Source organism: Rhizobium sp. 007, assembly GCF_015353075.1.
Lineage (GTDB): Bacteria > Pseudomonadota > Alphaproteobacteria > Rhizobiales > Rhizobiaceae > Rhizobium.
This window is the reverse complement of sequence record NZ_CP064187.1, coordinates 2,449,960-2,467,573: the sequence shown is the minus strand read 5'-3', so window position 1 is coordinate 2,467,573 and position 17,614 is coordinate 2,449,960. Positions and strand designations below refer to the sequence as shown.

13 protein-coding genes are annotated in these 17,614 nt (G+C 59.2%); 9 read left to right on the top strand and 4 right to left on the bottom strand.

The window, feature by feature from the left end; genetic code table 11:
* Positions 1-61: 61 nt before the first annotated feature.
* The 3 genes from ISN39_RS12395 to ISN39_RS12385 all read right to left on the bottom strand — a co-directional run bounded on the left by ISN39_RS12395 (position 62) and on the right by ISN39_RS12385 (position 3,075).
* Positions 62-448, bottom strand: a complete 387-nt coding sequence (locus tag ISN39_RS12395) for a response regulator (RefSeq protein ID WP_194727690.1) — start codon at positions 446-448, stop codon at positions 62-64.
* A 102-nt stretch (positions 449-550) separates the two neighbouring features.
* On the bottom strand, positions 551-1,186 hold the full coding sequence (locus ISN39_RS12390; RefSeq protein ID WP_194727689.1) for a response regulator transcription factor: 636 nt from the start codon (positions 1,184-1,186) through the stop codon (positions 551-553).
* Between the two features lie 5 nt (positions 1,187-1,191).
* Complete coding sequence (locus ISN39_RS12385; RefSeq protein ID WP_194727688.1) at positions 1,192-3,075, bottom strand: HAMP domain-containing sensor histidine kinase; 1,884 nt, start codon at positions 3,073-3,075, stop codon at positions 1,192-1,194.
* Positions 3,076-3,424: 349 nt separating this feature from the next.
* On the opposite strand from ISN39_RS12385, the gene ISN39_RS12380 reads away from it, so the two are divergent.
* The 8 genes from ISN39_RS12380 (at position 3,425) to ISN39_RS12340 (ending at position 15,721) form a co-directional block, all read left to right on the top strand.
* On the top strand, positions 3,425-5,092 hold the full coding sequence (locus tag ISN39_RS12380; RefSeq protein WP_194727687.1) for an arylsulfatase: 1,668 nt from the start codon (positions 3,425-3,427) through the stop codon (positions 5,090-5,092).
* Between the two features lie 170 nt (positions 5,093-5,262).
* Positions 5,263-6,879: an arylsulfatase gene (locus ISN39_RS12375; protein WP_194727686.1), complete on the top strand. Its 1,617-nt coding sequence runs from the start codon at positions 5,263-5,265 to the stop codon at positions 6,877-6,879.
* A gap of 69 nt (positions 6,880-6,948) precedes the next feature.
* Entirely contained in the window at positions 6,949-7,962 is a 1,014-nt protein-coding gene (locus ISN39_RS12370; RefSeq protein ID WP_194727685.1) for an HAD family hydrolase, read from the top strand.
* A gap of 232 nt (positions 7,963-8,194) precedes the next feature.
* Positions 8,195-10,429: a tetratricopeptide repeat protein gene (locus ISN39_RS12365; RefSeq protein WP_246763334.1), complete on the top strand. Its 2,235-nt coding sequence runs from the start codon at positions 8,195-8,197 to the stop codon at positions 10,427-10,429.
* A 205-nt stretch (positions 10,430-10,634) separates the two neighbouring features.
* The gene (locus ISN39_RS12360) at positions 10,635-11,924 is read left to right on the top strand and encodes an alpha/beta hydrolase (protein WP_246763333.1); all 1,290 of its coding nucleotides are present in this window, start codon (positions 10,635-10,637) and stop codon (positions 11,922-11,924) included.
* 734 nt (positions 11,925-12,658) lie between these two features.
* Positions 12,659-13,831 (top strand): low temperature requirement protein A, encoded by a 1,173-nt coding sequence (locus tag ISN39_RS12355; RefSeq protein WP_194727683.1) that lies wholly within the window; start codon positions 12,659-12,661, stop codon positions 13,829-13,831.
* Between the two features lie 79 nt (positions 13,832-13,910).
* Positions 13,911-14,255 (top strand): hypothetical protein, encoded by a 345-nt coding sequence (locus tag ISN39_RS12350; protein WP_194727682.1) that lies wholly within the window; start codon positions 13,911-13,913, stop codon positions 14,253-14,255.
* A 1,058-nt stretch (positions 14,256-15,313) separates the two neighbouring features.
* Complete coding sequence (locus tag ISN39_RS12340; RefSeq protein ID WP_194727680.1) at positions 15,314-15,721, top strand: cytochrome b/b6 domain-containing protein; 408 nt, start codon at positions 15,314-15,316, stop codon at positions 15,719-15,721.
* 591 nt (positions 15,722-16,312) lie between these two features.
* On the opposite strand, the gene ISN39_RS12335 is transcribed toward ISN39_RS12340, so the two are convergent.
* Positions 16,313-16,693 (bottom strand): hypothetical protein, encoded by a 381-nt coding sequence (locus tag ISN39_RS12335; RefSeq protein WP_194727679.1) that lies wholly within the window; start codon positions 16,691-16,693, stop codon positions 16,313-16,315.
* A gap of 581 nt (positions 16,694-17,274) precedes the next feature.
* Between ISN39_RS12335 and ISN39_RS12330 the strand changes: the two genes are divergently transcribed.
* Positions 17,275-17,550 (top strand): hypothetical protein, encoded by a 276-nt coding sequence (locus ISN39_RS12330; RefSeq protein ID WP_194727678.1) that lies wholly within the window; start codon positions 17,275-17,277, stop codon positions 17,548-17,550.
* The last annotated feature ends 64 nt before the right edge of the window (positions 17,551-17,614 follow it).

The window sequence follows — 17,614 nt, the reverse complement described above, 5'->3', positions numbered from 1 at the left end:
GCTGGACGTTGCGTTAGTCGTCGAGCCAGGGGTGTGCTGGCAAACGACGCCCCTTCCGCTGTCATGCCGATGGACCTTGTGACTTGAACACCCTGTTGATGGCGTCGATCAGCAAGGCGGCCGGAAACGGCTTCCGCAGATAGGCGACGCAACCTTCTCGTGTCGCCTGCGCTTTCAGGGCGTCGTTTTCGAGAGCCGTGATGAAGATCACCGGAAGGCCGGCGCCAGACTCCTTCAATCGGCTTTGTAGCTCGATCCCGGACATGCCGCCCAGATCAACATCCAGAACAAGGCATTCCACATGGCTTCCCACATCGCGACCGAGAAACGATTCCGCCGACGTATACTCCTCCGCCAGAAAGCCGTGGGCATTCAGTAGCCGCAGGACGCTCCTTCGCATGCTTGCATCGTCCTCAACGATCGCCACCGTGCGGCGCAGGTTTTCCAACTTGTGCCTCTCTTTCGCTCGCGTGGAGGATGTTCGGCTCGTGCATGTGAGTGTAGGCCTTCCACGGTACGTCGGATATTGTCCTAAGGGGAAACGGCACGCTCACGTACGCTGCAGCGGTCTCGCATCGGGATCGAGGAGGCCCGTTCTCTCGGCGATGGACACCGCCTCGGCCAACGAACGCACCCCGAGTTTTTCCATGACACTATGCCGATGGGCCTTCACGGTCCTCTCGGACGTGCCGAGGGCATAGGCGATTTGCTTGTTGAGGTGGCCGCGCACGATCAGAGCGAAGACCTCGGCTTCGCGAGGTGTCAAGCCAGCCACCAGAACCTGAAGCGCGCGAATGCGGTCGTGCTCCACACGCCGCTTTTCGTACTTGACCAACGCTCGTTGGATCGCCTCCAGCAAGATGGTGCCGGACGCCGGCTTCTCCAGAAAATCTTCCGCGCCAGCCTTCATTGCACTGACGCTAGCCCTTATGTCGCCTTGGCCTGTGAGATACACGATCGGCAACAGGGGCGCTTTCTCCAAAAGGCGGTCTTGCAGTTCCCGACCGCTCAACCCAGGCAGTTGGAGGTCGAGGAGGACGCAACCAGGCTCGGTGGCGGGCAACTGCGCGAGAAACTGATCGCCTGATTCATAGAGAGCCACGCGGAAACCTGACGCCGACAGCAGCCGTCCGACTGCTGTCCGGAAAGATTGGTCGTCATCGACGATGTGAACGACGGCTTCCAATGGATTTATCCGCTTCGGGCAAGAGGCAGCACAACACGAAAAACAGCTCCGCCCTCGGGGCGGTTGTGGGCCCAGATCTTGCCGCCATAGGTTTCGACGATCGCGCGCGCGATGGAAAGGCCGAGCCCTGTCCCGGTGGGCTTTGTCGTATAGAACGGCTCGAAAACACAGGCGAGCTGTTCGTCAGGGATACCGCGGCCCGTATCGGAAATCGACAGCTCGACCTCGGATTCCTTCGTCAGCGTTGTCTCAAGCACGAGCCTTCTTTCAGTCGCTACCATCTCCAGCATCGCGTCCATGGCGTTGGTCGCGAGGTTGAGAATAACCTGCTGGACATGGATCTTGTCGGCTCTGACCGGCAGCTCCCGTGAAGCCCGGTTGGAACTGACAATAACACCCTTCCGCTCGGCTTCGCCGCGGAGGATCAGTATGGCCCTGGTCGTCACTTCATTGAGGTCGAACTCTTGCCAGTCAATCTCGCTTCTCTTCTTAAGCAGGCCTCTCATCCGGGAAATGATATCGCCGGCGCGTTGATCGTCGTCTTGAATGTCTATCAGGATCTGCTCGATCAGCTTGAGATCGGGCCTCTCTGATCGAAGAATGATTGCAGCCGCTTCCGCGTTGCTGCGGATGGCACCCAGCGGCTGGTTGAGTTCGTGCGCGATCGAGGCGGACAGCGCGCCGGCTGTCGCGGACTGATTGAGATGAACCACTTCGAGGAGACGGCGGCGCGATTCGAACTCCGCCTTCCGGCGGCGGCGGCGTTCGATAAGCAGACCGGTGATGACGATTCCCTGTGTCGTGATGACGGCAAGTGCCGCAACCACGGCGAACCAGTATTGCTCCCAGAAGGTCGGTTCCCTGAACATCTGGACTGTGCCTGGAGGAAGGTTCTTCTCCGGCAGTCCCCAGCGCTGTAGTTGCCTTGCGTCTGCGATATAGGTCTGGGGAGACTCGACGTTGGAGATCGGCTTGCCGGCGAGAGCGTCGAGTGCCAGGTCCGCCACGGTCATGCCCAACGACTCGAACGTTACAACGTTGCCACCGACAACGCCGTAATCGATGTAGGTGGGATACGGACCGTATATCGGAGCGCTGGCAGTCCGCGATATTTGTCTGATCGCTTCACGCGGAATGAAATTGCGGCCGGCGCTATCTTTGAAAATCGTCAGCGCGAGGACGATGCTGTCACGGGGAAACTCCGCGGCCCGCTTGGTGAATTCGTCGATCGTCAGGTCCTCCAGGTAGGTCGTTTCGTAGTCCTTGGAGAATGCCGCAAGGTCGGCCCGCGCCGTCGCGAGCCACCACCGATCGAATTCTGATGATCCTCCGATTACGAATAGATAACGGGCCTCGGGCTGGAGTCCGCGCGCCATCTCCGCTGTCTTCAGGATGTCAAACTCGGTGAAGGCACCGATCACATCGCTGGGCAAGTCTATTTTTTCGGCGGTGGAGCTACTGAAGCCTGCGTGGATTATTGTTGCATTCTCTGCAAGCTGCTTGCGGTTTGCAACGATGAATCTTGCCGACTGCTCGCCGAGCGCAACGACCACATCAGGACGACGATCAGCATATTTGGCGGAAAGATATCGAGCCATACGATCAACGTGGGCGCTTTCCGGAAATCTCGAAAGGTCGAGAAATTCGGAGAAAAGATCGATCTTTCCTTGGGTGGCATCCAGCAGCCGCTTTCTCACGGCCTCTCCGGCGGCGGTGGTCGCTGCTATTCGTTCATCGTATGGGTAGAGAATTAGAACACGGGGAACCCGGCTCACGATCTCCATGGGCACGGATGGCATCGAAGCGACCATTACGAGGATAAAGCAACAGAGGGCCGCACACCGACCGAGCCGGTCCGATCGAAACGCCCACTTGCGTCCCAAGCCCATAGCCTTCCCCCAGAAAAAGCTAATCGACAAATAGCAGTTAAGCCAAGTCGTATCGACCTTGCAACCGCTTAAATATATTTCAAGAAGCTTATAAAAATCCATGGTTGCCCGAAGGTACAATATCGGCGCGGATTGCCGTTCGGTAAGGTGCGAGCCATGAGTGTCCTTGACCATCCACAACGGATGCTCAGGCTGGATGCCATTCCCGACTGAAGGGCGTCCGCAAATTGAAATTGCTCCAGTTGTTTCGATTGAATTCAGAGTGAATACGCGACCGGCGGCGCTCGGTTGCCGTCGCGCGTTTGGATGAATCATCGTTCAGCCGGAAATCACACGGGAGGAACTCAAGATGAAGCGCAGGATTATCTACGGAATTGGAGCAGCGGCTGCTTCAACTGTTCTCTGGTCTACAGCATCGCCCCTGCAGGCCCAGGAAACGCCAGCAAAGCCCAACATTCTGTTCATCGTTTCGGACGACACGGGCTACGGCGATCTCGGGCCCTATGGCGGCGGCGAGGGCCGCGGCATGCCGACGCCGAACATCGACAAGCTGGCGGATGAAGGCATGACCTTCTTTTCCTTCTACGCCCAGCCGAGTTGCACGCCTGGCCGCGCCGCGATGCAGACCGGACGTATTCCAAACCGCAGCGGCATGACGACGGTTGCCTTCCAGGGCCAGGGTGGCGGCCTGCCTGCAGCCGAATGGACGTTGGCGTCGGTGCTGAAGCGCGGCGGCTACCAGACCTATTTCACGGGCAAGTGGCACCTTGGCGAGGCAGACTACGCGCTGCCGATCGCGCAGGGCTATGACGAAATGAAATATGTCGGCCTCTATCATCTCAACGCCTATACCTACGCCGATCCCACCTGGTTCCCCGATATGGACGCCGAAACTCGGGCCCTATTCCAGAAGGTGACGAAAGGCTCGCTGTCCGGCAAGGCTGGCGGCGAGGTTAAGGAAGATTTCAAGATCAACGGCCAGTACGTCGACAAGCCGGTGATCGACGGCAAGCCGGGTGTCGTAGGCATCCCGTACTTCGATGGTTATGTCGAGAAGGCGGCGATTGAATTCCTCGATGCAGCCGCCAGCAAGCCGGATCAGCCGTTCTTCATCAACGTCAACTTCATGAAGGTGCACCAACCAAACCTTCCAGCCCCGGAGTTCCAGCACAAATCCATCTCGAAGAGCAAGTATGCGGACTCAGTCGTGGAACTCGACACGCGTATCGGCAGGATCATGGACAAGCTGCGCGAAACCGGCATGGACAGGAACACGCTGGTTTTCTATACGACCGACAACGGCGCCTGGCAGGACGTCTATCCGGATGCCGGGTACACGCCCTTCCGCGGCACCAAGGGCACCGTGCGCGAGGGCGGTAATCGTGTTCCCGCGATCGCCGTATGGCCTGGCAAGGTCAAACCTGACGTCAAGAACCACGACATCGTTGGCGGTCTCGATCTGATGGCGACCTTCGCCGCCATCGGCGGGGTGCCGCTGCCCGACAAGGACCGCGAAGACAAGCCCATCATCTTCGACAGTTACGACATGTCGCCGGTCCTGCTCGGCAACGGCAAGTCGGCGCGCAAGGAATGGTTCTACTTTACTGAGAACGAATTGACGCCCGGTGCAGCGCGCGTCGGCCACTACAAGGCCGTGTTCAACCTGCGCGGTGACAACGGACAGGCGACCGGCGGCCTGGCCGTCGATACGAACATGGGCTGGAAGGGTGCCCAGTCCTACGTCGCCATCGTACCGCAGGTGTTCGATTTATTGCAGGACCCGCAGGAGCGCTACGACGTATTCATGAACAACTATACAGAGCACACCTGGTCCCTAGTTTCCATTTCCGCGGCGATCAAGGATCTTATGAAGACCTATGTCCAGTATCCGCCGCGCGAGCTGCAGAGCATGGGCTACGACGGCCCGCTCGAGCTCTCCAAGTACCAGATGCTGCAGTCGGTACGGGATCAACTCGAGAAGCAGGGTGTCAACATTTCCGCTCCGACCGGAAACTAGATGCCTTTGGCGGCCCTGGAGCAAGCCGGGGCCGCCTGCAGGACTCTACAGTCCAAACGACCCGATTGCTGACCGGCTCAGTGCGAAATTGGGAGCGACGTGTCAGTTGGGTAGTTTCAACGACGGCGCAGGCCGCCGGTCAGCCTTGGGCAGTTGGGAGGAATTGAACAATGTATAGATTTAAAGACGTCTGGCTTGGTCTTTTGGGTTCCGCTTTTGCCGCGATAGCAGCGATTGACCCCGTGGCGGCACAGGAAAAACCCAACATCGTCGTCATTATGGCAGACGACGTCGGCATCTGGAACATCGGCGCCTATCACCGCGGCATGATGGCCGGGCGCACGCCGAACCTCGACAAGATCGCCGCCGAGGGCATGTTGTTCACCGACTATTACGCCGAGGCGAGCTGCACGGCTGGTCGCGCGGCCTTCGTTACCGGCGAGCTTCCAATCCGCACCGGCATGACCACTGTCGGTCAAGCCGGCGCCACCGTCGGTCTGCCGGCAGAAGCAATGACCATCGCGACGGCGCTCAAGGACTTGGGCTATGCCACGGGGCAATTCGGCAAGAATCATCTCGGCGACCGCAACGAGTACCTGCCCACGGTCCACGGCTTCGACGAGTTCTTCGGCTATCTCTATCACCTCGATGCCATGGAAGACCCGTCGCACCCGAACTACCCGCAGGATCTGCTGGACAAGGTCGGCCCACGTAACATGATCCACAGCTTTGCCACCGAAACCGACGATGCAACGGTAGACCCGCGCTGGGGCAAGGTCGGTAAGCAGAGGATCGAAGACGCCGGCACTCTCTATCCGGACCGGATGGAGACTGTGGATGAAGAAATCCGCGACATCGCGTTCAAGTGGCTCGACAAGGCGAAGGCGGACAACAAGCCGTTCTTCCTGTGGCTCAATCCCACGCGCATGCATATCGTGACCCATCTGTCGCCCAAATACGAGGCTTTGCGCAATTCGGAGAACGGCTGGTCGCTTCAGGAAGCGGGCATGGCCCAGCTCGACGACATAGTGGGCGCGACCATGCAGAAGTTGAAGGACATGGGCGTGGACGACAACACGATAGTCGTGTTCACGACCGACAATGGGACCGAGACCTTCACCTGGCCCGACGGTGGCAACACGCCGTTCAGGGGGCAAAAAGGCACCGTCTATGAAGGCGGCTTCCGCGCGCCCGCAATGATACGCTGGCCCGGCAAAGTGCCTGCCGGCTCGGTCGAAAATGGCATCATCTCCGGCCTCGACTGGTTCCCCACTTTCGTTGCCGCTGCCGGCAACCCGAACATCAAGGAGGAACTGCTGAAGGGCAAAACTATCGGCGACAAAACCTACAAGAACCATCTCGACAGCTACAATCAGATGGACTTGGTCACCGGCAAGGGACCCTCAGCCAGGCAAGAAGTCTTCTATTTTGGCGAGAGCACTCTCGGAGCGGTGCGCGTGGGCGACTACAAGTATCGTTTCATTGACCAGCCCCATGGTTGGATCGGCGTCAAGAACCAGCTCAACGCGCCCAACCTGACAAACCTGCGCCTCGATCCTTTCGAGCGTTTTGGCGATCCGGAAAACGGCACGCTGGATGGCGCGCAAGGCTCTTTCATGGGCTGGTTCGTGTATGAATTCTGGCGGTTCGTGTTCGTCCAGCAAGAGGTGGCTAAGCTCGCCCAGACGGCAATCGAGTATCCGCCGCTGCAGAGGGGCGCAAGCTTCAACCTCGACGCTGTGAAGGCGCAGATCGAGGCAGCAGTTAAGCAGCGCCAAGGGCAGTAGCACAGTGTGAATCTGCGCGGCTGATCGCTCCTTGCGATCGGCCGCCAACATAACAATACGGAGTCTCCCATGCTCGCGAAGTATGATCTCCCCCAACTGATCCGCCGCGTCATACTGGCTGCCGCCGCGGCTCTGCTCGTCGCCCCCCTCGCTCTCGCCCAGACCGATCCTCTTCCCTCCTGGAGCGACACCGCCCCGAAGGCGGGGGTCGTCGCCTTCGTCGAGAAAGTGACGAAGGCGGGTTCGCCCGAATTCGTCCCGGAATCCGAGCGCATCGCCGTGTTCGACAACGACGGCACGCTTTGGGCCGAGCATCCGATGTACACGCAGCTCGCCTTTGCGCTCGACCGCGTGAAGGTACTTGCACCGGCGCATCCGGAATGGAAGGACACGCAGCCGTTCAAGGCGGTGCTCGAAGGCGACATGAAGACGCTTGCCGCATCCGGCGAAAAGGGCCTCGTGGATCTCATCATGACGACCCACGCGGGAATGACCAGCGACGACTTTAAGAAGGTCGTTACCGATTGGCTTTCGGGTGCGCGAGATCCGAAGTTCAAGCGCCCCTACACCGAACTCGTTTATCAGCCGATGATCGAACTGCTCGCCTATCTGCGTGCCAACGGCTTCAAGACCTTCATCGTTTCGGGTGGCGGTGTCGAGTTCATGCGGCCGTGGGCTGAGCAAGTCTACGGCGTCCCGCCCGAGCAGGTCATCGGCTCGTCGATCAAGACCGAGTTCAGGATGCGTGACGACACGCCCACCTTGTACCGCCTGCCGCAAGTCAACTTCATCGACGACAAGGCAGGCAAGCCGGTTGGGATCAACGAGCATATCGGCCGCCGGCCGATTGCCGCCTTCGGCAACTCCGACGGTGACCTTGAAATGCTGCAATGGACGACGATGGGCGGTGCGCCCGCGCGTTTCGGCATGATCATTCATCACACCGATGCGGAACGCGAATATGCCTACGACCGTGACACTGAATTCGGCCGCCTTGACAAGGCGCTTGATGCGGCAGCGATCGCCGGTTGGACCGTGGTCGACATGAAGGCCGACTGGAAGCAGATTTTCCGGGAGAAGTAGGACTACGGATGCGCTGATTTTCAGCGGGGGTCTTTGTGGGATGCCTTCCACGATGGGAGTTTTGGTGACGGTAGGTTTGATGAAAGTGGCGCGTTTGTCGGCCAATTCTTCGCCCGACGTCTTTAGTCGCGCGTTGAAGCCCGATGCGCGAGTTCCGCTCGGACGGCGGAAGGCCCGATTGCATTTTCGCATCGGGCGCACTGCAATTCTTCGTGCAGCTCTTTTGCTGTGCCTGCTTGCGTTCGCCGGACAGACCCTCGCGGAGGAGGTGGCTCCGGCGTCCACCGCAGATCCTCGGATCTCCATCCACGACGGATTCGTGGACGAAAAGACGTGTGCATCCTGTCATGGCGATCAGGCCGCCGCCTTCGCCAAGTCGCACCACGCCAAGGCGATGGCACTCGCCAATGACAGGACAGTGCGGGGCAATTTCAACAATGTCCGGTTCGATCACGACGGTATCGTCACGAGCTTTTCTCGCCGCAGCGGCCGCTTCTTCGTCCGGACCGAAGGGCCGGATGGCAAGCAGGAGGAATTCGAGGTCAAATACACCTTCGCCTATGCGCCTCTGCAGCAGTATCTGGTCGATCTGGGCGGCGGCAGGCTGCAGGCTCTCGACATTGCCTGGGATACCAGCAAGCAGGAATGGTTCTGGCTTGGCGAAGGCGCGCCAGCAAAACCGGACTCGACATATCATTGGACAGGTCCGTTCTACCGGTGGAACCGCACCTGCATCGACTGTCATTCGACCGATCCCCGTCGCAACTTCCAGCCGGAGACGAATGACTATAAATCAACCTATGTCGCGACCAGCATCGGCTGCCAGTCCTGCCACGGCGCTGGTGCCAAGCATGTCGAGTGGGCCGGGGCAAGGTCGAAAGGTGCTTCCATGCCCGTCGCTCCCGGCCTGGGGCTATCGCTGGTCGACGTGAACACCTGCTTCGGTTGCCACTCGAGGCGGATCAAGCTTGGTGACGGCTATGCTGCCGGGAAGTCTTTTCTTGATTATTTTTCGCCGGCGTTGCTCCGTCCGGACCTCTATTTTCCTGACGGGCAGATTCTCGACGAGGTGTTCGAGTATGGCTCCTTCCAGCAGAGCAAGATGGCAAGAGCGGGCGTCACTTGCCTCGACTGCCACAGTCCGCACGCGGCAACGTTGAAGGCGGATGGCAACGCCTTGTGCACGCAATGCCATACGGAAACCGCGCCTGAGCGGTTCACCAAGAATGACCCGAGCGGCGTGTTCGACGCCCCGGCCCATACCCACCATCCGGTCGGTTCGAGCGGCGCGCAGTGCGCTAACTGTCACATGCCGAAGCGCACCTATATGAAGGTCGATCCGCGGCGCGACCACTCCTTCGTGATCCCGCGCCCTGATCTCTCCGCCGCTTACGGAACGCCGAATGCCTGTACGACGTGTCATGAGGGCAAAACCAATGCCTGGGCGGTGGAGAATATGGACAAGTGGTACGGCACCGCTTGGCGCGCGCACCCGACGATCGCGCACGCTTTCGCCGCGGCCGCAAGAAGCGATCCAGCTTCGATCGGGGCTCTGCGCGAGCTTGTCGTGGACAAAGAAAATGCTGGCATCGTCAGAGGCAGTGCGATCGCGCAGATGAGCCGCATCGGCGGAGCGGACGTCGTCACTGACATAAAATTGGCCGCAGGCGACTCCGATCCTCTGGTCCGGCTGGGGGCGGCGGAGGCGGCCGGCAACGTGCCGCCCGAGTTCAGATTGGACGCTGTCGGCAAGCTGCTCGGTGATGAAACCCGCGCTGTACGTGTGGCTGCAGCGACGGCACTCGGCAGCACACCGTCGCTGGATCTCCTTGGCGATCAACGAAAGAGCTTCGACGGCGCCGTCGAAGACCTGCGTGCTTATGTCGAGGCCAACGTCGACGTCGCCGATGCACAGAACAACTACGGAACCTTCCTGTTCGGCCAGCGGCGCGCCGGAGAGGCGGAAAAGGCGTTTCGCCGGGCGATCGTGCTCGACCCGGCGCTTGCGGGTCCGCATATCAACCTGGCCGAACTCTACCGCGCCGCGGGGCAAAACGACAAATCGGAACGCGCCTACGCCGAAGCCATCGCGATCTCGCCCGATCGCGCGGATCTGCGCTACGGACACGCGCTGTCGCTCGTTCGCGAGAAAGCAATGCCGCAGGCTATCCGGGAACTCGATGAAGCCGTACGGCTGGATCCGGTAAATGCCCGCTACAAGACGACGCTTGCCATCGCACTCGACTCGCTCGGCCGGACGCAGGAAGCATTCTACCTGCTCGGTCGCGCAGTTGCGGGTGGAGAACTCGACGCCGATCTGCTCGGAACTGCAGTCAGGTATGGACTGAAGCTCCGACGTTTCCCGGAGACGCTGGAATATGCCGAGACGCTGGCCCGCCTGCGGCCGGACGATCCACAGATTGCAGAGCTGGTCAGACAATTGCGGGAAGTAACCGGTACGAAATGATGGCAAAGATACATGCGGCCGACCAGTCGCCTCCGCGCGACCAAGTATTGCTGTGCTTCGGCCCCAATACTTGCTATCTGAAGAGAGCTGATTTGTCTTTGCGAAGCGCAGACAGCTTGGGGACGCTTGCTGCGCTGAACATGACTTAGGCTCGGGGGGAAGCGTGAGCAGTCTACGCAGTGGTGGCCTCCGCGTCACCTCGTCATTGTTTCTTCGTCGTCTTCGGCGGCTGTCGCTTTGTGTTGCGCTCATCGTCCCTGCGGGATGTGGTGGGCATCCAAAAGGCGTGTTGACGCCCGTTGCCGACGCGTCGCCCGGTTCGAGCCGGGTCAGCATGCTGATCACCACCACGCGCGGCCGCTCGGAGCATGCCGGAGAGATGTTCACGGGCGAGCGGGCGCGAGCGCCTGCGTTCGCGGACATCACGGTGTCGATCCCGCCTGTTCGCAAGGTCGGCGAAGTCGCCTGGCCAAAGAGGCTTCCCCCCAATCCGGCGACCGACTTCGCGACTTTGAAGGCGGATGAGCTGACCAAAGACGCAGCAAAGACTTGGCTCAACGCCGCCGTCAAGAAGAGCCCTGACCGCAGCGTCCTTGTGTTCATCCATGGGTTCAACAACCGGTTCGAGGACTCCGTCTACCGCTTCGCACAGATAGTCCATGATTCAGGCGTCAAGAGCGCGCCCGTTCTCGTGACCTGGCCGTCGCGGGGCAGCCTGCTCGCCTATGGATATGACCGCGAAAGCACCAACTACACGCGCAACGCCTTGGAGACGCTGTTTCAGTACCTGGCCGCCGATCCGGAGGTAAAGGAGGTTTCGATCCTCGCGCACTCGATGGGCAACTGGCTGGCGCTCGAAGGGCTACGCCAAATGGCGATCCGCAACGGTGGTCTGCCACCGAAGTTCAAGAATGTGATGCTTGCTGCTCCGGACGTCGACGTCGACGTGTTCCGCTCGCAGATCGAGGACATGGGCAAGCGGCAGCCACGCTTCACATTGTTCGTGTCCCGCGATGACCGCGCGCTCGCCTTCTCACGCCGGGTCTGGGGCGACATCCCCCGGCTGGGGTCGATCGATCCGGAGCAAGCGCCCTACAAGGACGAGATGGAAACCAATGAGATCACCGTGATCGACCTCACCAAGGTGAAGGCCGGCGACGGTCTCCACCATAGCAAGTTCGCGGAATCCCCGCAGGTGGTGCAGCTCATCGGCGCACGCATCTCCGATGGCCAGACACTGACCGACAGCCGGATGGGCCTTGGGGATCACCTGATCGCCGGGACGACGGGGGTAGCGGCAGCGGCCGGCAACGCCGCAGGTCTGATCCTCGCAGCCCCGGTCGCCGCGGTGGATCCCCATACCCGAGACAACTACGCCCACCACGTAAGCGGGATGGGCGGACACATCGGCGGAGAGCAGAAGATTGCGGTGAACGACTGCCCATCGAAGCCGACAGCGCCGCGGGATCCGGCATGCCGCGCGGCGCAGAACTGAGAAAGCAATGGGGGCAGCAGTGCCTTCCGACAGAAGGGGATAGGACGATGATGAAGTTTTTGAAACTCGGGCTCTCCGCGGTTGGCGCCGCCATGATTTGCGGCGGTGCCCAGGCGGCCGACGTATCGCCTCTCCTGACCCAGGACCCGCAGCCTGCCGAAGCAAACACAGTGGGGGCTTTTTCATTTGCGGTAGTCCCCAGGCTTAACAAACAACGAGGTTCCTTACGTCGAAATGTAAGGAATGGCCCCAGGGCTTGTAGTCAGGGCCGATCCGTTTTCCGGCGCTATCAAGCTCCTCGATGAACCAGGGATAGAGGTTCGGATTCGGGCTCTTGGTGCTTGTCCGCACAGTGTTTTCAACTCTGTATTCCACGCCACTTCCAACCCGCAATTGCGCCGCAACTCTCACGGGAATTGATATGTTCACGCGGGCAAAAGCAAGACCCTTGGCCTGGCCATGGTATCAATCGATACAGCTACGGGTGCGCATGCATGAACGTTGATACGGACGACGAGCATGCTATCCGTGCTTTCCTCATTAGAAGGTGGGCATAGGTCATCGATGCGCCTTCTCACCGGCAAGTCAGCATCGTGATTTGAACAAGCAATTGTCACAGCAAGGTCGCGCCCTACCTTTCCATCGTCAGTCGAGTAGGACTTCGATGCAATTGATTTTCTTCATCATAGGCGGCCCTGACCTTCGCAACGTGATCCTCGGGAACGGCGCTTCACATGGCGAGTGACCGGAGCAGAAATTGGGTCCGGAAGCAGGGTGTAGCTCAAACTAGAACCAGCTTTCCCGAACTTTTTTTCGACTTGGTTTTTGTGTTCGCGCTCATTCAGCTGTCACATGCGCTCGCATCCGATTTTAGTTCGACGGCCGCGATTGAATCGCTTCTCCTCATCTTCGCGATCTGGTGGGTCTGGATCAACACAACGTGGGTCACAAACCTCTTAGACACTGACAAAGACCCTGTCAGGCTGCTGCTTTTTGGCCTGATGTTCGGTGGCATTCTGCTGGCCATTGCGATACCCGAAGCCTTTGGAACGCAAGGTCTGGTCTTTGCCGCAATCTATAGCGCCATGCAAGTCGGGCGCTCTGTCTTCACGCTCTATGCATTTCGCGGCGTCAATCAGGCATCATTCTTGACCTTCTTGCGCATTACCCTGTGGATGCTGGTGTCGAGTATATTTTGGATAGCGGGAGCGCTGGAGGTGCGTACTGCCCTCTGGTCGCTTGCACTTCTGATCGAGTATGCATCACCAGCTGTTCGATATTACGTTCCAGGCATGGGAAAATCGGCGCGTGAGACATTGGATGTCTCAGGCGAGCACATGGCCGAACGCTGTGCACTGTTCGTGATAATCTGCCTCGGCGAGACAATCCTGACGACCGGCCGCAATGCCGCCGAACACATGGCGGGCGATCTGACGTTTGCTGTTTTCTGCAGCGCTTTCCTCAGCACAGGGTTCATGTGGTGGATTTATTTTCATCACGGCCAGGAGAAAGCAGCGGACAAGGCCGAAGCGACGTCTAAACCGGAGAGTGTCGCGCTGAACCTTTTCACATACGGCCATCTGCCAATTGTTGCAGGCATCATCCTCGCAGCCGTTGGCCAAGACTTCAGCCTTTCGCATGCGAGCGAGGAAAGCACGCTAAAAAACGCGCTCGCGATACTGGGCGGCCCGGCGCTATTTCTCGTGGGAAATATCTGGGTGAAACTAGCCGCCGCCCGCGAAATGCCGGTCTCGCATATTGTTGGGCTCGTTTTGCTCGTGATGGTCGCGCTGCTGCTGCCGATAACGGTCAACTATCACATCCAGATGTTCGCAACCGCCGTCCTTTTTGTGGTGGCTTTGTGGGAGTATCTGGCGTTACGCCGCATAGCGCCATCGTCCGCATGAGCCGCATGCGTCTTTTTCATGTAGGTCCATCCAGGGAGGCATGCTTATATGGCCGCACGCTAACATAGGAGCACTCACCATGACGCCGCGCCGACTTCGTACGAATGCCGTCACGTTCTGGTTAGAAGCTCCGTTCGTGATGGCGCTCCGCCTCCAGCAGATGCAGCTCGCGGCCCTGACAGGAAAACCGCAGGATGCCGCGGAACTTCACCGCATGGTCGCAGAAAAAGTCGCGGCCACTGCAGAGAGCGCGGTGGCCGTCAACATGGCACTGTCAAAGGCTGCATTCGACACCACGATCAACATGATGATGGGCGGACGTCCCTCGGTGTCGAAAACCCGCGAAGCGGTCGTCGCAGCCGCCGTGAGACCATTCGGTAAGCGGGTTCGCGCCAACAGCCGTCGCTTGGCTAAAAAGAAATAGGTCTTATCCCGTTCGTAGCGGTATTGACCACGGTGAAACGCCGCCAGCCGAAAGCAAGCAAATCTTATAGATGCTTCAAAAATCGGCGTGCAGCCATAGCGGCGACCCCGCAATCCCTACCTGCTTGTGCAACTGGCCTGTTATTACAGCTCCGGCGTCGATTTAGATTACCAGGGCAATCAAAAGCCTCGATTGTCTGCGCCATAAAGTAGGGAGCGACAGTTCGCCTCAAGGGTTGCCTTACGGTGGTCATAACGCGGGCCTGGAATGTTTGTTGCAAATTTCTGAGACCGGTGGAAACCTGAGGGGTAAGGGGACACAGGACAGAGGCAGAACCTCCAGCCTCAGGGTTCATCTTCAGGGTTCACTCGAAAGGGTCTCTCTTGGCCATTCTCACGATTTAGCCGATTGACCAAGTCATAGGCCTCCTCGTCGGTGAGCATGTCCATGATCATCCCATCGATAACGACCGGCTGTCCGGTGACCACATCGAACACCGTCCAGTAGACATTGAGGTTTCTGTGAAGGCTATACCTCTGGGCCATGAGGCGATACCTTTGCGTTGCCATCCGCTTATCTTAACTCGCCCCCCGATGTTTTGTTTCAAATTCATCTGAGGGGGATCGGATACAAGGCACACGCGGTCAGCCCCCATGCCCCCCTTCCGGCCTAATAGAGGTCCCGCAGCGCTGCACCATTGCGGTTCTTGGACGGCATCAGGCTCAGCCTCAGATCGTGGCAGCAGCGCTATGAAAGGTGACGGAGCACGATTGCCTCAGGGCGGGCTCCGAGATCGGCCTCGGGGCCTGGACCATCGAAGGGGAAATGGTGCCCAGAAGAAGGAAATCGAAGAGATGACCAGCTGGCTCGACAAGGAAGCAAAGGAATCGGGGACCGACATCACCTATCTTCCGACATGAAAGCGTGCAGACCGTTCTGGGTAGTGTCAGCTTGCCGTACCGTCGTGGATTTCGCACCGACATGGGAGAATTGTGATTCTCCCGGCGGAGTGGATTTCCGCCCCAACCGTTCTGTGGGCCTTGTGTGAGAGTAGTAACATGACCAATCATGCGATGGCCGCAGCTCCCTCGCGTTCCGGGAACAGCTACGACAGCGTCACCATAACTCTTCATTGGCTGACCGCCGTGCTGGTCATTTGCCTTTTTGTGAGTATCGAACTGCGGGGATTCCTTCCGCGCGGCACTTGGATTCGCAGCGAGATGCAACCCGTGCATGTTTCTCTCGGTATTCTGCCGCTGCCGACCATGCTGTTGCGCTGCTTCTGGCGTCTCTCCCGTCGCGGGAACCTTCCTCCCACGACGAGCGGGCATATGGATATCGCCGCCAGGCTCGCTCATTTTGGGCTCTATGGGCTCCTCATTGCACAGGTCGTGCTCGGCTTCGCGCTTAGCGCGGCGCGGGAGGGGCCTTCATGTTTATCGGACTGTTCTCGGTGCCACGGCTGATCGAAATCGATCCCTCCTTGCGCCACACGGTCGGCGATTTAGATCAAGGGCGACGGCCGCTTAGGCTGCGTAAAGCTGAGCTTCGGTGCTCCTGATCGCCTGCGGCCTCGTTTTCTGGCTGCTTCCAGCTGAAGTGAGACCGCGCGGCTGGCACCGAGCAGAAAGAACGGCCCTGCAGCTAAGGAGGGGTGTGTGCAGGGCCAGGTAGCCAGCATTGCTGGCTTTGGACGCGCGGTGTCTGGCAGAGTTGTGGGCTATGATGACATACCGCGCCATCCACTGCCTTAACGGGCAGAACGTCATAGCGTTCCGGTGCGGAGCGTGCGGTCCGGATCGCCATAATTGCAGCAGACGATGTGCTAGCCCCAAAAGCCGAACAGCCATACAAAAAAGCAGCGACGCGATGACAAGCCAAAGCACCAAGCCGATCAAAGTCAGCAGCCCTAGTCGGCGCATCCTCGCTCCGGCGGCTTTCCAGACTGGCGATTGGGATCACTCATTGGCGCGTCCTCCAAAAATTCGGGCGCAGCGGTAACCAAGTCCATCCGTGAGGGGTGGATCGCGCGGCATCACCAAGAGGGAAGGTGTCACTTACTGGAGTACAAGACGCACAATCCTGCCTTCAAACAAACGGAGACACGCCATGTTCGCGTCGTCCGACAAGCCCGTGGCCGACCTGCCGATGGAACTCACGTAGTTCGCGCTTCTCCACTCGACGACGTCTTCCATTTGCACCCAGATAGTATCCTCTCCGCCCGCGCGGCCATGTTCGAGCTTGTAAGTCGCGACCTTTCCGAAGATGTCGGCGTACTCCATGAGCCGTTCCTCCGAAGCGTCCGGCGGCGACGCCACGCCTTCCAACGCCTCGCGGGTGACGATCACGAGCCAGTCGGCCGTCTCATCGTTCATGGGGATATGGCCATTCTCGTCTCTGAGAAATGGCGGCACGTCCGGGCGCATCTGAAGCGGCATTGGTTCTTAGCCGAAGGACGAAGGGTGGGCCGACGTAGTCGTCAGGAGGCTGGCTCCTTGGACCAACACGACCGCGAGAGCCCAGCAATGATAGATATCCTCCGTCACGTCGTCGCTAAAGACGTCCCGCCGTTGATCTGGCATGACCCACTTTTCGGAGCGCGGCTGGGTAGCCTCGGTTTGCAAACCGAAGCCGCGCCGGACGAGGCCGCGTGTTCTCACGGGGCGGCTCGTGATTGTTTTCCTACCTAATGCCGCAAAAAGCACCTAGACCCGCGTATAGGTCATCCCCTCCTCGTTGGTATCCGATCCCTCCTCCCGGCCAATAGTCAGGCCTCGGAGCGTACGGTTATGGTCAGGGTACATCCTCCCCGGGGGGCCGTTACCCCAATCGCCCCCCATGGATCAACATATCGTGCGACACGAGAAACGCCGAGGATTGTGGCAATGACACAGAGCGTCGAAATCGATCTGGTCCCGTTGAAGGTGTTCTCCCGGCGCATATCGGAAGGCTAGACCAATGGTACCAGGCTATCGACTCCAGGTTCCGCCAGACGGTCAAAACTAATCGGATGCGAGTAATGCGATTTACTGTCATCGAAGGTGGCAAGAGCAAAGACTATAATTTCACGGCACGAGACGGAAAGCCAACGCCTGAGGCGGTTCGCCGGGAGGCCTCCCGGCGGCGCGATATCCTTGGCCTAAACAGGCATCGCGTCAGGGAGTTGGCAGTTGGTGTCCCGGTGCCAGCTAAACTTCGCTATCTTGAAATTCAAATCGAATTCGTCGCCGAGTGCCTGCTGAATCAGGATGATATTCCAGAAGATTTTCGATCCGATAAATACTGGCCTGCGTAACGCTCGATCTATCAATCTGCCGTACGCACTGCATAATTACGTGAGAGACGGCGTCTATGTGTCG

Excerpts from the sequence above, each read along its gene's own strand:
- ISN39_RS12330 (WP_194727678.1), top strand. The coding sequence starts at position 17,275 with ATGCGATTTACTGTCATCGAAGGTGGCAAGAGCAAAGACTATAATTTC.
- ISN39_RS12355 (WP_194727683.1), top strand. The coding sequence starts at position 12,659 with ATGGCGAGTGACCGGAGCAGAAATTGGGTCCGGAAGCAGGGTGTAGCT.
- ISN39_RS12385 (WP_194727688.1), bottom strand. The coding sequence starts at position 3,075 with ATGGGCTTGGGACGCAAGTGGGCGTTTCGATCGGACCGGCTCGGTCGG.
- ISN39_RS12350 (WP_194727682.1), top strand. The coding sequence starts at position 13,911 with ATGACGCCGCGCCGACTTCGTACGAATGCCGTCACGTTCTGGTTAGAA.
- ISN39_RS12340 (WP_194727680.1), top strand. The coding sequence starts at position 15,314 with ATGACCAATCATGCGATGGCCGCAGCTCCCTCGCGTTCCGGGAACAGC.
- ISN39_RS12380 (WP_194727687.1), top strand. The coding sequence starts at position 3,425 with ATGAAGCGCAGGATTATCTACGGAATTGGAGCAGCGGCTGCTTCAACT.
- ISN39_RS12335 (WP_194727679.1), bottom strand. The coding sequence starts at position 16,693 with ATGCCGCTTCAGATGCGCCCGGACGTGCCGCCATTTCTCAGAGACGAG.
- ISN39_RS12375 (WP_194727686.1), top strand. The coding sequence starts at position 5,263 with ATGTATAGATTTAAAGACGTCTGGCTTGGTCTTTTGGGTTCCGCTTTT.
- ISN39_RS12370 (WP_194727685.1), top strand. The coding sequence starts at position 6,949 with ATGCTCGCGAAGTATGATCTCCCCCAACTGATCCGCCGCGTCATACTG.